This is a genomic window from Chenggangzhangella methanolivorans (assembly GCF_042648545.1).
Lineage (GTDB): Bacteria > Pseudomonadota > Alphaproteobacteria > Rhizobiales > Methylopilaceae > Methylopila > Methylopila methanolivorans.
Genome location: NZ_JBHRXS010000006.1, coordinates 1,007,111 through 1,020,332 on the forward strand (window position 1 = coordinate 1,007,111; position 13,222 = coordinate 1,020,332).

A 13,222-nucleotide genomic window follows, 5' to 3' on the forward strand; every position below is an offset into this window, starting at 1 on the left:
TGAGGAGCCGTCCGGCAAGACGGCGTCTCGAAGCACGCAGTCCGTGTCCGACCCGTTCGCCTTGACAATCGAGGCGCCCCCATGCGGATTTCCGCGCGCTTGTCGGGCCCGCGCCTTCTCGCGGCCCGAACGAAGGACCGACCACGATGCATCGCTACCGCTCCCACACCTGCGGCGCGCTCCGTTCGGAGCATGTCGACCAGACCGTCCGGCTCTCGGGCTGGGTGCACCGCGTGCGCGACCATGGCGGCGTCCTGTTCGTCGACCTGCGCGACCATTACGGCGTGACGCAGGTGGTCGCCGACCCGGATTCGCCGGCCTTCAAGACGGTCGAGACGGTGCGATCGGAATGGGTGATCCGGATCGACGGCAACGTCCGCACCCGCCCTGCAGGCACGGAGAACGCGGAGCTCCCGACCGGTCAGGTCGAGGTCTACGCCCGCGACATCGAGGTTCTGGGCCCGGCCGCCGACCTGCCGCTGCCGGTGTTCGGCGACCAGGAGTACCCGGAAGAGACGCGTCTCAAATACCGCTTCCTCGACCTGCGCCGCGAGAAGCTTCACCGCAACATCATGACCCGCGGAAAAATCGTCGACGCCATGCGGGCGAAGATGAAGGACCAGGGCTTCTTCGAGTTCCAGACCCCGATCCTCACCGCCTCCTCGCCTGAAGGCGCGCGCGACTTCCTGGTGCCGAGCCGCATCCATCCGGGCAAGTTCTATGCGCTGCCGCAGGCTCCGCAGCAGTACAAGCAGCTGATCATGATGAGCGGCTTCGACCGCTATTTTCAGATCGCGCCCTGCTTCCGCGACGAGGACCCGCGCGCCGACCGTCTGCCGGGCGAGTTCTACCAGCTCGACCTCGAGATGAGCTTCGTCGAACAGGAGGACGTGTTCGCTTCCGTCGAGCCGGTGATCACCGGCGTGTTCGAGGACTTCGCGAACGGCAAGCCCGTCACCAAGAACTGGCCGCGAATCCCCTACGCCGAGGCGATCACGAAGTACGGCACCGACAAGCCGGACCTGCGCAACCCGCTCATCATGCAGGACGTCTCGGAGCATTTCCGCGGCAGCGGCTTCAAGGTCTTCGCGCGGATGCTGGAGACCGAAGGCAACCAGGTCTGGGCGATCCCCGGGCCGACCGGCGGCAGCCGCGCGTTCTGCGACCGCATGAACTCCTGGGCGCAGTCGGAAGGCCAGCCCGGCCTCGGCTACGTCATGTGGCGGGAAGGCGGCGAGGGCGCCGGCCCGATCGCGAACAACATCGGGCCGGAGCGCACGGCCGCGATCCGCGAGCAGCTCGGCCTGAAGGACGGCGACGCCGCCTTCTTCGTGGCGGGCGACCCGCAGAAGTTCTGGAAGTTTTCGGGTCTGGCGCGCACCCGGGTCGGCGAAGAGCTGAAGCTCGTCGACCATGACCGCTTCGAGCTCGCCTGGATCATCGACTTCCCGTTCTACGAATGGAGCGAGGAGGAGAAGCGCGTCGACTTCTCCCACAACCCCTTCTCCATGCCGCAGGGCGGGCTCGAGGCGCTGAACGGTCAGGACCCGCTGACCATCAAGGCGTTCCAGTACGACATCGCCTGCAACGGCTTCGAGATCGCCTCGGGCGGCATCCGCAACCATCGCCCCGAGGCGATGGTGAAGGCGTTCGAGATCGCGGGCTATGACGAGCAGACCGTGATCGACCGCTTCGGCGGCATGTATCGCGCGTTCCAGTATGGGGCGCCGCCCCATGGCGGCATGGCGGCCGGCGTCGACCGCATCGTGATGCTGCTCACGGGCGCGACCAACCTGCGCGAGATCTCGATCTTCCCGATGAACCAGCGCGCCGAGGACCTGCTGATGGGCTCGCCCTCCGAGGCGACGCCGCAGCAGCTCAAGGAGCTCCACATCCGCGCGGCGCTGCCGCCGGCCAAGCAGGGATGAGCGGGGCTGGCGGGCTTGTTCTGACTTGCACAAGCCAACTGCGTGCTTCGAGACGCCGTCCTTCGGACGGCTCCTCAGCATGAGGGACGTCTGTGTTCTGGCATGCGCAAAGGCGCCTCATGCTGAGGAGCCTGCCCTTCGGCGGGCGTCTCGAAGCACGCATCTCCATGCGTCCCGGCCTTGGCCGACGAGTTCGCTCGCTCAGCGCTTGTAGAGCGCGGCGACGTCGATCACCTGTGCGATTCCGGCGGGCCCAAGATCAAAGGCGCGGATCAGCTCGAGCAGGTGCGCGACGCTCGCGCGCGGCGTGACGGTGACCTCGAGCGTGCGCGGGTCGCGGATGAAGCGCGCGGCCGACTCTGCGGAGTTCTCGGCCGGCGGGCCGAACACCCGCATCATCGTCTCCTGCGCGTCGCGGGCGATCTGCTCGCGATAGAGTTCGGCCGGCATATGGGCCTGCTCGGCGGCGCGGCGGATCAGTGTCTCGACCGCGCCGCCGTCGGTGATCTTGATCCTGAAGGTCCCGACCTCGATCGCCGAAAACTTGTCGACGAAGGCCGTTCCGCTCGCGACCGCCAGCATCGGGTCGAAGGCGGCGAGCTCGCCCTTCGCTTTCACGACGCCGAGGTCGGCGAAGCGGTAGTCGAAGGCGTCGAGCGCGAGGGTCTCGGCGCCGGGATCCAGCGTCAGCGCAAAGCTCAGCCCGCCGCGCAGGCTTTCGAGCCGCATCGTTTCCAGAGCGGCCGCGCCGCGCGAGCCCGCGGCCGGGCGGGCGTCGAGGTCGTCGAGGTCGAAGGCGACATGCTGCGGCACGACGTTCAGCGGCGCGTTGAACTCGACGCGTACGGAGCGCGCCGTCACCTCGCCGTCAGGCCCCGCGGCGTCGACCCCCGAGGCTTCGGCGCTTGTGAGCCTCGGCGCGTGCCGGACGAGCTCCGCTGCGGTCGGAGCCGTCGTCATCAGCACCTCGTCGCGGCCCACCTTGTCGGCGTAGTCGAGCACTCCGGAGGCCTCGAAGCCATGCGCCTCGGCCTTCTCGACGGCGAAACGCACGCCGTCCTCCCGATCAAACCGCGCCGCCTCGAGCTTGACCATGTCGAGCCGTCCGTCCGCATAGGGGCCGATCTCGGCGGCCCCGACGTCGAGCGCGCGGCGGAGCTCGCCGTCTCGAGCGATTTCGACCTTGGCGCCGTCGATCCGAACGCGGTCGAAGGACACGGCCCTCAACCCGTCGGCCCCGTAAAGCAGCTGCTCGCGGATCTCGGCCGGCGTCGTGGGGACGCCCTCGCGCAGCTTTGAGATCACGACGTCGATCGCCGTCACCGGGAAGGCGAGGGGGCGGACCTCGACGTTTTCGACCTTGAGGCGCCGCCACGACGCCCGGATCTCGCCGCCTGGCCGCAGCGTCGCGACCGCCGAGACATTGACGATCACGCCGGATTTCAGGAAGGGCTGGCGGTCGCCGGCCCCGTCGCCGGCGTAGAAGCGCCAGAGCGTCGGCAGGTTCACGCCCTCATAGACCAAGGGCCCGGCCGACGCCGAAAGCGACGAGGTTTGGGGCGAGCTGTCCGGCGCGAGGTAGGGGATGTCGAGCGAAACGCCGTCGACGGTCGCGCTCTCGACCGCTCCCTTTACGACCCGATTGACCGAGAGATTGCGAAGCGTCCGGCGAATCTCGCTTCTGTCGCCGGAGAAGGTCACGAGCGGCGCCGTCGCGCGCTCGAGCGACACCATCGCGATGAGGTCGGCCTGAGTGCGGGCGTTGCGGCCGATCCCGGGGGTCGCGGTCAGGCCGCGTTCGGGTCCGGAGTAGTTTTCGATGTCGATCCGCGGGATCGTGATCGTCTCGCCGGCCGACCGGATCGTCACGTCGTCGAACACGACCCGATCGGCCGTCAGAAGCCCTTCGGACGCTTGGGCGCCGACGATCTTGAGCGACTTGATCTGGATGCGCTGCTCGCGCCTGGCGCTCTCGACGTAGAGATCCCGCACCGCGACCGTTTGCGAGGCGAGGTCGAGGCTCACGTCCCCGCGTCCCGCGACGGAGGTCGTCTGGACACGGATGCGGCTGAGCGCCTTGTCCACCTGCGCCTCGGCGTAGCGCTGCGCGAGCATCGGGCCGAACAGCGCGCCGGCGCCGCAGACGACGGCGATGACGATGGCGGCGGTCGCAAGCGCACGCTTCATGTTCGGCCCGTTTCCCCCTTGTCCTGTCCGCGTCCGCGCCGAAATAGGCGGTCCGGCGCCCGCGGCGACCGTCTCTGCCACGCTTGGCCGGGTCGCGCCCTGCGCGGGGCTGGGGCGGCGCTTCGCGCTTGACGCTCGCGCCGCCCTCGCGCCATTCCGAAAGGAAGGCGAAGAAACGCGGCGGAGACCTCCGTCGACAAGGCCGGGCTTATAGGGAGATGGCGGCATGGGCAGCAAGATGTCGGACGACCTTCGCACCGGAGCGCTCGTCTATCACCGCGGCAACGCGGCCACCGGCGCCCGGCCCGGCAAGATCGAGATCGCCGCCACCAAGCCGCTCGGCAACCAGCGCGATCTCGCGCTCGCCTATTCGCCCGGCGTCGCGGCCGCCTGCGACGCCATCGCCGAGGATCCCGAACAGGCCGCCGAACTCACCATCCGCCAGAACCTCGTCGCGGTCCTGACCAACGGCACCGCCGTTCTCGGCCTCGGCAACATCGGCGCGCTAGCGGGCAAGCCGGTGATGGAGGGCAAGGCGGTGCTCTTCAAGAAATTCGCCGGCATCGACGTCTTCGACATCGAGGTCGCCGAGACCGACGCCCAACGGCTCATCGAGGTCGTGTGCGCGCTCGAGCCGACCTTCGGCGGCATCAACCTCGAGGACATCAAGGCGCCGGAGTGCTTCGAGGTCGAGGAAGCCTGCAAGGCGCGGATGGGCATTCCCGTCTTCCACGACGACCAGCACGGCACCGCGATCATCGTCGCGGCCGCGATCACCAACGGCCTCGAGCTCGCCGGCAAGCCGCTCTCGTCGGTCAAGATCGTGACCTCGGGCGCGGGCGCCGCGGCGCTCGCCTGCCTCAACCTCCTCGTGACGCTCGGCGCCAAGCGCGAGAACATCTGGGTCACGGACATCGAGGGCGTCGTCTACGAGGGCCGCGAGTCCCTGATGGACCGCTGGAAAAGCATCTACGCCCAGAAGACCGACGCGCGCACGCTCGGCGAGGTGATCGGCGGCGCGGACGTGTTCCTCGGCCTGTCGGCCGGCGGCGTGCTGAAGCCCGAAATGGTCGCGTCGATGGCCGACAAGCCGATGATCCTCGCGCTCGCCAATCCGACGCCCGAGATCATGCCGGACGAGGCGCGCAAGGCGAAGCCGGGCGCGATGATCTGCACGGGCCGTTCGGATTTCCCGAACCAGGTCAACAACGTGCTCTGCTTCCCGTACATCTTCCGCGGCGCGCTCGACGTTTCCGCGAGCGAGATCAACGAGCAGATGAAGGCCGCCGCGGTGCGCGCCATCGCGGCGCTCGCCCGCGAGGCCTCGTCCGACGTCGTCTCGAAGGCCTATGGCGGCGAGACGCGCCTCTTCGGACCCGACTCGCTGATCCCGAGCCCGTTCGATCCCCGCCTCATCCTGCGCATCGCGCCGGCGGTGGCGCGCGCCGCGATGGAGAGCGGCGTCGCCAAGCGCCCGATCGCGGATCTCCGCGCCTATGAGGAGCAGCTCAACCGCTTCGTGTTCCGCTCCGGCTTCGTGATGAAGCCGGTGTTCACCGCGGCCCGCGCCACTCCCAAGCGCGTCATCTACGCCGACGGCGAGGACGAGCGGGCTCTCCGCGCCGCGCAGGTCGCGCTCGAGGAGGGCATCGCCGTTCCGGTGCTCATCGGCCGCCCGCACGTCATCGACGTGCGCGCCCGCCGCTACGGCCTCACCTTCAAGCCCGGAACGGACGTCGAGATCGTCAATCCGGAAGACGACAAGCGCTATCGCGACTACGTCGCGCTCTATCTCGAGCGCGCCGGCCGCAAGGGCGTGACGCCGGACCGCGCCCGCACGGTGGTGCGCACCAACACCACCGTGATCGCCGCGCTCGCCGTCCAGCGCGGCGACGCCGACGCGATGATCTGCGGGCTGGAGGGCCGGTTCCACAACAACCTGCGCTACATCGACCAGGTCATCGGCCTGGCTTCCGACGCGCCCGACTACTCGACGCTGTCGCTGCTCATCAGCGGCCGCGGCGCCTACTTCCTGACCGACACCTACGTCACGCCCGATCCGGACGCGCAGAGCATCGCCGAATGCGCGATCCTCGGCGCGCGAAGCGTCGAACGCTTCGGGCTGACGCCCAAGGTCGCGCTGCTCTCGCACTCGAACTTCGGCTCCGACGACACCCCGTCCGCGGTGAAGATGCGCGAAGCGCTGGCGATCCTCCGGCAGACGGCGCCGTCGCTCGAGGTCGACGGCGAAATGATGGGCGACGTCGCCCTGACGCCGGCCCTGCGGGAGAGGCTGCTTCCGACGTCGAGCCTGACGGGCGAGGCCAATCTGCTCGTCTTCCCGAACCTCGACGCCGCCAACATCGCGACGCAGCTGATCAAGACGCTCGCGGACGCGCTGCCGGTCGGGCCGATCATCGTCGGCCCGGCGAAGCCTGCGCACATTCTGACGCCGTCGGTCACCGCGCGCGGCGTCGTGAACATGACGGCCGTCGCCGTGGTCGACGCGGCCCAGCAAAGCGCCGCCGCGCAGGGCTGACCCGCCGCGTTCGCAGGGCCGGCCTTAGGGCGACATTAAGCCTGTCGTCCCACCATGCCGACGACGGAGGGCTGCCGGGAGCCCTCCAGGATTCGGTGCGGCCTTGGCGCAGGACGGCGGATATTCCCTCAAGCGGACGTTGTTGACGGCCGCGCCGATCGTCGTCGCGCCGGTCATCGCGTTGAACGCTCTGCTCGCGTTCAACCTGGGCACGACCGCGCAACGAGAGATCGACGGCGTCGCGAACGAGGTGCTGAGGATCACCACCTCCCGCCTCGACGACGCCGCGACCGCCCTCATCGGCCTCGGCATGGAGAACGCCCACGATTGCAGTCCCGCGAGCCGGGCGGCGCTTTCGGCGGCGTCCGCGAGGGTGGGGGCGGGGTCTGAAGTCGCGGTCGTCGACCCGACCGGAGCGGCCATCTGCGCCGCTCAGGGAGAGCCGCGCGTCGTCACCCAGGTGTCGCCGGAGCACGGCGCGCTCGACGCGGACGTGGCCTTGTCGGTCGTCTCGATCGGCGCCGCGTCCTCGCAGCAGATGATCCGCCTGCAATGGCGGGGCGACGACGGCTACGGCTTCCGGATCCTGATCCCGAGCGAAGACGTCTTTCCCTACTTCCTCAAGAGCGAGTTCACGCCCGCCTTCCTGGCCGAGGCCGTGATGGTCGACGGCGCGGTGATCGCGCGCAAGCTCACGGATCCGAGCCTCACCAAGCCCGACGGGTCGCGCCTACCCGCGGTGAAGGCGACGGCGGCGTCGCAGCGCTATCCGATGCGCATCAACGTCGCGACCCCGGGCCGCGCGCTTGTGGAGGCCCACGGCGCCTTGTTCCTCTACGCCAACATCGGCGGCTTCGTGCTGGCGCTGGTGGCGGCGGCCATCGCCCTTATCGTGGGCCGCCGTTCCGGCGGACCGGTCCGCGAGATGCACGACGCGATCCGGAACCGGGAGTTCGTGCCCTATTACCAGCCGGTGATCGACATCGTGTCCGGGCGGCTTGCGGGATGCGAGGTGCTGGTGCGCTGGATCAAGCCGGACGGCAAGCTTGTGCCGCCGGGGCGGTTCATTTCGCTCGCCGAGGCGAGCGGCGAGATCTTCCCGATGACGCTGGCCCTCATGGAGGCCGCGCGCGACGACCTCGGCGAACTCTACGGCGAGCGCAGCCAGCTCAAGCTCGGCTTCAACCTGTTCGCCGGCCACTTCGACGACGTCGCCATCGTGGACGACGTCGAGCGCATCTTCGAGGGCTCGCAGATCCGCATGACGCAGCTGATGTTCGAGGTGACCGAGCGCCAGCCGCTGCAGGACATTCCGCGCGCCCGCCTCGTGATCGCGAAGCTGCAGGCGCTCGGCGCGCGCGTCGCGCTCGACGACGTCGGGACAGGCCATGGCGGTCTGTCCTATCTGCTCAAGCTAGGCGTCGACGTGATGAAGATGGACAAGATGTTCGTCGACGCGATCGGCACCGACCGCTACTCGGTCGCGATCGTCGACAGCATGGTGAAGCTCGCCGAGGACATGAACCTCGACCTTATCGCCGAGGGCGTCGAGACGATCGAGCAGGTCGAGTATCTGAGGGGCAAGGGCGTGCGGATGGCCCAGGGCTACGTGTTCGCGCCGCCGCTGCCGGCTTCTTCCTTCAAGCTGCTCGTCGAGGCCATGGCGCCGATCGAGCGCCGGGCGAAGCGGGCTCCGGCCGGCCGCTATGTCGGGGCGATCCGCGCCGCTGGGGCCTGAACGCTTCGGAAGGGGTCACGATGAGCGACGGCGCAGGCGCCAAGGTTCTGGGCGTCTATTGCGAGCGCGGCTTCGATCCGACGTTCTGGGCCGAGCCCGTCAACGCCGTCACCAACGCCGCCTTCATCATGGCCGGCGCCGTCGCGCTCGTGCGCTGGCGCGGCGACCGGGCGGTGGAGCTGCTCGCCGCGACGACGCTCGCGATCGGCGTCGGAAGCTTCCTGTTTCACACTTTCGCGACGCGCTGGGCGCTGCTCGCGGACGTGATCCCCATCCAGGCGTTCATCGCGCTCTATTTCTTCTTCGCCATGCGGCGGTTCTTCGGGCTCGGACCGCTGGCGGCGATCTGCGCCACGGGCCTGTTCATGGCGGCGGCGGCGACCGCGCCCAGCCTTCTGCCCCGCGATGGGCTCTGGCGCGGCCTTGGAGGCTATGTGGGCGGGCTGCTCGGCCTCCTCGGGGTTGGCGCGGCGCTCCTCGCCAGACCCGCTCCAGGGCCCTCCGACGGCCGCGCGCTGATGGCGGTGGCGGCGCTTTTCGCCATGTCGCTGACGTTTCGCACCCTCGACGGCGTCGTCTGCGAGGCTGCGCCGACGGGCGCGCATCCGCTCTGGCACATCCTCAACGCGGCGGTGCTGTTTACGCTGATGGCGATCCTGGGGCGCCGTCCGCCGCGAATCCGGCCAAATCCGCCGCTGCAATAGGGAGCGCTTGGTCGCATCGGGGGTCACGAGTTTGTTTGGACAGGGTGGCCGTTCGGGTCGACCCGCCTAAATTCGGCTCGTCAGTAGAACGGAGCTTCACGCCCATGAAGAAAGTCGGCTCACTCATCGCGGTCTCGGCGCTCGCGCTTGGCCTTGCGGCCTGCGGCGAGACCCGCAACGAACGCACTCTCAGCGGCGCCCTTATCGGCACCGCGGCCGGCGCCGCCATCGGCGGCGCTGTCACCGGCAAGGCCGGCGGCGCCCTTGTGGGCGGCGCGCTCGGCGCAGGCACCGGCGCGATCATCGGTTCGCAGACCCGCGGTCCGCGCTGCTACGCCCGCAACCGCTACGGCGAGCGTTACCGCGTCCCCTGCGACTGATCTCGTCGCGGAACCGGGCGTGATTGCCTCGACGGGCGCTCTTCGGAGCGCCCGTTTCGTTTTCGGGGTTAACTCGAAAGACGCCGGCTACTGGCCGCGCCGTCCGGCGCTTGCGAAGCGGCGCGCCTCTTCGGCGGCGCGGAACAGGGCCTTGGCCTTGTTGACGCATTCCTGCTGCTCGGAGGCCGGGTTGGAGTCCGCCACGATGCCGGCGCCCGCCTGCACGAAGATTCGGCCGTCCTTCACCACCGCGGTGCGGAGCACGATGCAGGTGTCCATCTCGCCGTTCGAACCGAAATAGCCGACGCAGCCGGCGTAGACGCCTCGCTTGTCGCGCTCGAGCTCGTCGATGATCTCCATCGCGCGGACCTTCGGCGCGCCCGACACGGTGCCGGCCGGAAAGCCCGCGACGAGGGCTGCGAGCGAATCATGCTCGGCCGAGAGCCTGCCTTCCACGTTCGACACGATGTGCATCACGTGGCTGTAGCGCTCGAGGAAGAATTGGTCGGTGACCGTCACCGACCCGATCTCCGAGACCCGGCCGACGTCGTTGCGCCCGAGGTCGAGCAGCATCAGGTGCTCTGCGCGCTCCTTGGGGTCCGAAAGCAGCTCCTGGCCGAGCGCGCGATCCTCCGCGGGCGTCGCGCCGCGCGGCCGCGTGCCGGCGATCGGCCGGATCGTGACCTTGCCGTCTCGGGCGCGGACGAGAATCTCGGGGCTCGAGCCGACGATCTGGAAGCCGCCGAAGTCGAGATGGATGAGAAACGGCGCCGGATTGGTGCGGCGAAGCGCGCGATAGAGCGCGAAGGCCGGCAGGTCGAACGGCGCCTCGAAGCGCTGCGACAGCACCACCTGGAAGATGTCGCCGGCGGCGATGTATTCCTTGGCGCGCATCACCATCGCCTCGTAATCGCCCGCCGGCGTGTTCGAGACCATGTCGTAGCCGTCGAGGCCGCGAGGCTCGGCGGCCGGCTCCTTGGGCACGCTGCGGTCGAGCCCGTCGACGATCTCGGTCAGCCTGTCGACCGCGCGCGCATGCGCGATCTCGGCCGAAACGCCGGCCTCGGGCCGGGCCGGGGTCACGAGCGTGATCTCGTCCTTCACCGCGTCGAAGACGACGATGACCGTCGGCCGCATCAGGATCGCGTCCGGCACGCGCAGGGCGTCCGGATTGGGGGAGGGGAGCTCCTCCATCTCGCGCACCATGTCGTAGCCGAGATAGCCGAAAACGCCGGCGGCCATCGGGGGCAGGCCCTCCGGCGTCTCGATGCGCGATTCGGCGAGCAGAAGCCGCAGTTCGTCGAGCGGACGTCCAGCGCAGGGTTCGAACGCCTCGCGGTCCTGCGCGGCGCGGCGGTTGATCTCGGCGCGGCCGCCCTGGGAGCGCCAGAGCAGGTCCGGCTTCAGCCCGATGATCGAATAGCGGCCGCGCGTGGCCCCGCCCTCGACCGACTCGAACAGGAACGCCTCCGAGCGCCCCTCCGCAAGCTTCAGATAGGCCGCCACGGGCGTTTCAAGATCGCTGACGAGCGTCGTCGAGACGAGCTGCGGTCGGCCCGAGGCGTAAGTCGGCGCGAAGTCTTCGAGCGCGGGCGAGATCAGCATGGGAGTCGTTCGGTTCGCGTGGAGGCTCGCCGCCGTCTCGCCCATGAGGGCAAGATTGCGAGGCGCGATGGGCGTCCCTCGCCGAGGGAGACCGCGGCCGCCGAGGTCGCGGCCGCCGCGTTGCTTACGGCAAAACGGCCGCGGCGTCAGCCTGCCTGACGGCCGGTCACCTGGGCGATGGCCGCCGGATCGAGCCTGGCGCCGAGCTGGTCGCGCAGCTGGCGGACGAGCGAGGTGACCACGTCGCTGCCGATGCTTTGCGAGATCTTCTCGATCTGGCCCGAATCGTCGGGCTGGCCGGGGTCGAACGGCCGATCGTTGTCGGCGGTGACCTTGTAGACGAGCCTGCCGCCCTGTTCGTCGCTCGGCGTCTGGCCGAACTGCTCGACCGGCGTCTGGAAGATCGCCTTCGCCTGGGCCGCCGTGATCGAGGGCGCGCCGCCGAGGCGGGTCGTCTCCGCCTGCTCGACGCTGGTTTTCAGGCCGGACGCGACCTGATCGAGCGCCTTGCCCTTCTTCAGCTCCTCGAGCGCGCCCTTGGCGCGGGCGTCGAGCCGCTTCTCGGCCTCTTCCTGGCGCCAGCGGCTTTCGACGAGCGTCTTCACCTCGTCGAAGGGGCGCTCGCGCGGCGGCGTCACGCCGCGCACGTCGATCCAGGCATAGGCGTCGCCGTCCTGGATGGTGCCGGCGACGTCGCCCTGGTCGGTGCGGAAAGCGGTCTCGAGGACCTGACGCTGAAGCGGAATCTGGGCGAGCGGCTTGCCGTCGGGGCCGTTGCCTTCGCTGTCGACCGCCGCAAGCTCGCGCACCGTCAGGCCGCCGGTCTTCGCCGCCTCCTCGAGCGTCGCGCCGCCAAGCCGCGCCTCGTCGATCTTGTCGTGCTGGGCGAGCACGTCGCGCTTGGCGCGCTCCTCCGCCATGACGCGGCGGATGTCCTCGCGAACGTCCTCGAAGCGCTTCAGCTGCTGCTGCTGGATCCCGGTGATCCTGAGCAGAACGTTGGCGTAGGACCCCTGGACCGGCTCGCTCACCTGCCCCTGAGGAAGAGAGAAAGCGACGTCGGCGATCTTCTGGTCGAACATCTGCGCCTTGGTCATGTCGCCGAGAAAGATGTCCTGCGGCTTCAGGTTCTGCTCGGCCATGATCTGCTCGAACAGCTTGCCGCCCTTGATCTCGTCGGACGCCTTCTTTGCGGCGTCCATGGTGGGGAAGGTGATCTGTTCGATCGAGCGCTTCTCCATGTCGGCGTAACGCGGCTGGTTGCCGTCGAAATAGGCCTTGAGCTCCGCCTCCGGGATCTGCAGCGTCTCGCCGATGGCCTTCGGGTCGAGCGCCAGAACCGCGACCTTGCGGAACTCCGGAGCCGCGAAGCTCGCCTTGCGCTCGTCGTAGAACGCCTTGAGCTGGTCGGCGGTCGGCGCGGGCACCGCGGAGGCGGCCTCGGGCTTGAGCGATACGAAGCTGATGGAGCGGCTGTCGGTGTTGTAGGCGTGGATCGCGCGCCGGAAGACCTCGGGGGCCTCGACGTTGGACATCAGCGCGTCCGTCATCTGGCGGCGCACGGTGTATTGGCGCTGCAGCTCGAGATAGCGGTTCTCGGTCAGGTTGTTCTGGCTGAGAATCGCCTGGAACGTCGAGCGATCGAAGGAGCCCGTCGGCCCCTGGAACATGTCGTCCTGCTGGATCTCGCGCACGACCTGATCGTCGGAGACCGAGAGCTTGAGGGCCTTCAGCTTCTCGTCGATCGCCGCCTCGTTGACGAGATCGCCCAGCACCTTCTCGCCGATCCCCGCCATCCGCGCCTGCTCGGGCGTGATCTCTCGCCGCGCCTGCTGGCTGATGCGGCGCAGCTCGTTCATGTAGGCCTGCCGATAGTCCTCGATCGAGATCGTCCGGTCGCCCACCGTGGCGGCGTTCTTCGATGACCCGCCGATGCGGAAAATGTCCTCGATCCCCCACACCGCGAAGCTCAGCACGAGCAGCAGGAGGAAGATCTTGGCCACCCATCCGGCGGCGCCGCTGCGGAGAGTCTGGAGCATCTGCGGGTCACATATTCGCGTTCGAGGCCTCCTGATCCATAAGGACGCGGAAGCGATTTGAAGAGCGGGACCTTAGACGGGCTCGCCTGACGCGGGCAAATC

The 13,222-nt window shown here is 68.9% G+C and carries 8 protein-coding genes; 5 read left to right on the forward strand and 3 right to left on the reverse strand.

Going from position 1 to position 13,222, the window contains the following annotated elements:
* The first annotated feature begins 146 nt into the window (after positions 1 to 146).
* On the forward strand, positions 147 to 1,928 hold the full coding sequence (aspS, locus tag ACFOWB_RS16305) for an aspartate--tRNA ligase (protein WP_261403210.1): 1,782 nt from the start codon (positions 147 to 149) through the stop codon (positions 1,926 to 1,928).
* A gap of 201 nt (positions 1,929 to 2,129) precedes the next feature.
* On the opposite strand, the gene ACFOWB_RS16310 is transcribed toward aspS, so the two are convergent.
* Positions 2,130 to 4,115 (reverse strand): hypothetical protein, encoded by a 1,986-nt coding sequence (locus ACFOWB_RS16310; protein ID WP_378148307.1) that lies wholly within the window; start codon positions 4,113 to 4,115, stop codon positions 2,130 to 2,132.
* Positions 4,116 to 4,341: 226 nt separating this feature from the next.
* Between ACFOWB_RS16310 and ACFOWB_RS16315 the strand changes: the two genes are divergently transcribed.
* The 4 genes from ACFOWB_RS16315 to ACFOWB_RS16330 all read left to right on the forward strand — a co-directional run bounded on the left by ACFOWB_RS16315 (position 4,342) and on the right by ACFOWB_RS16330 (position 9,476).
* Positions 4,342 to 6,654 carry an NADP-dependent malic enzyme gene (locus tag ACFOWB_RS16315; RefSeq protein ID WP_378148309.1) on the forward strand — a complete coding sequence of 771 codons (2,313 nt, stop codon included), beginning with the start codon at positions 4,342 to 4,344 and terminating at the stop codon, positions 6,652 to 6,654.
* 142 nt (positions 6,655 to 6,796) lie between these two features.
* On the forward strand, positions 6,797 to 8,392 hold the full coding sequence (locus ACFOWB_RS16320) for an EAL domain-containing protein (RefSeq protein WP_378148311.1): 1,596 nt from the start codon (positions 6,797 to 6,799) through the stop codon (positions 8,390 to 8,392).
* A gap of 20 nt (positions 8,393 to 8,412) precedes the next feature.
* Positions 8,413 to 9,096 carry a ceramidase gene (locus ACFOWB_RS16325; RefSeq protein WP_261403213.1) on the forward strand — a complete coding sequence of 228 codons (684 nt, stop codon included), beginning with the start codon at positions 8,413 to 8,415 and terminating at the stop codon, positions 9,094 to 9,096.
* A 104-nt stretch (positions 9,097 to 9,200) separates the two neighbouring features.
* On the forward strand, positions 9,201 to 9,476 hold the full coding sequence (locus ACFOWB_RS16330) for a glycine zipper domain-containing protein (RefSeq protein ID WP_261403214.1): 276 nt from the start codon (positions 9,201 to 9,203) through the stop codon (positions 9,474 to 9,476).
* An 87-nt stretch (positions 9,477 to 9,563) separates the two neighbouring features.
* Here the strand turns inward: ACFOWB_RS16330 and trpE are convergent, their stop codons facing one another.
* Positions 9,564 to 11,081, reverse strand: coding sequence for an anthranilate synthase component I (gene trpE, locus ACFOWB_RS16335; RefSeq protein ID WP_378148314.1), 1,518 nt, complete (start codon positions 11,079 to 11,081; stop codon positions 9,564 to 9,566).
* A gap of 146 nt (positions 11,082 to 11,227) precedes the next feature.
* Positions 11,228 to 13,120, reverse strand: coding sequence for a SurA N-terminal domain-containing protein (locus ACFOWB_RS16340; protein ID WP_378148316.1), 1,893 nt, complete (start codon positions 13,118 to 13,120; stop codon positions 11,228 to 11,230).
* Positions 13,121 to 13,222: the final 102 nt, after the last annotated feature.

Bases quoted from the DNA above. Each gene is read 5' to 3' on its own strand.
- aspS (WP_261403210.1), top strand. From the start codon at position 147: ATGCATCGCTACCGCTCCCACACCTGCGGCGCGCTCCGTTCGGAGCAT.
- ACFOWB_RS16310 (WP_378148307.1), bottom strand. From the start codon at position 4,115: ATGAAGCGTGCGCTTGCGACCGCCGCCATCGTCATCGCCGTCGTCTGC.
- ACFOWB_RS16315 (WP_378148309.1), top strand. From the start codon at position 4,342: ATGGGCAGCAAGATGTCGGACGACCTTCGCACCGGAGCGCTCGTCTAT.
- ACFOWB_RS16325 (WP_261403213.1), top strand. From the start codon at position 8,413: ATGAGCGACGGCGCAGGCGCCAAGGTTCTGGGCGTCTATTGCGAGCGC.
- ACFOWB_RS16330 (WP_261403214.1), top strand. From the start codon at position 9,201: ATGAAGAAAGTCGGCTCACTCATCGCGGTCTCGGCGCTCGCGCTTGGC.
- trpE (WP_378148314.1), bottom strand. From the start codon at position 11,081: ATGCTGATCTCGCCCGCGCTCGAAGACTTCGCGCCGACTTACGCCTCG.
- ACFOWB_RS16340 (WP_378148316.1), bottom strand. From the start codon at position 13,120: ATGCTCCAGACTCTCCGCAGCGGCGCCGCCGGATGGGTGGCCAAGATC.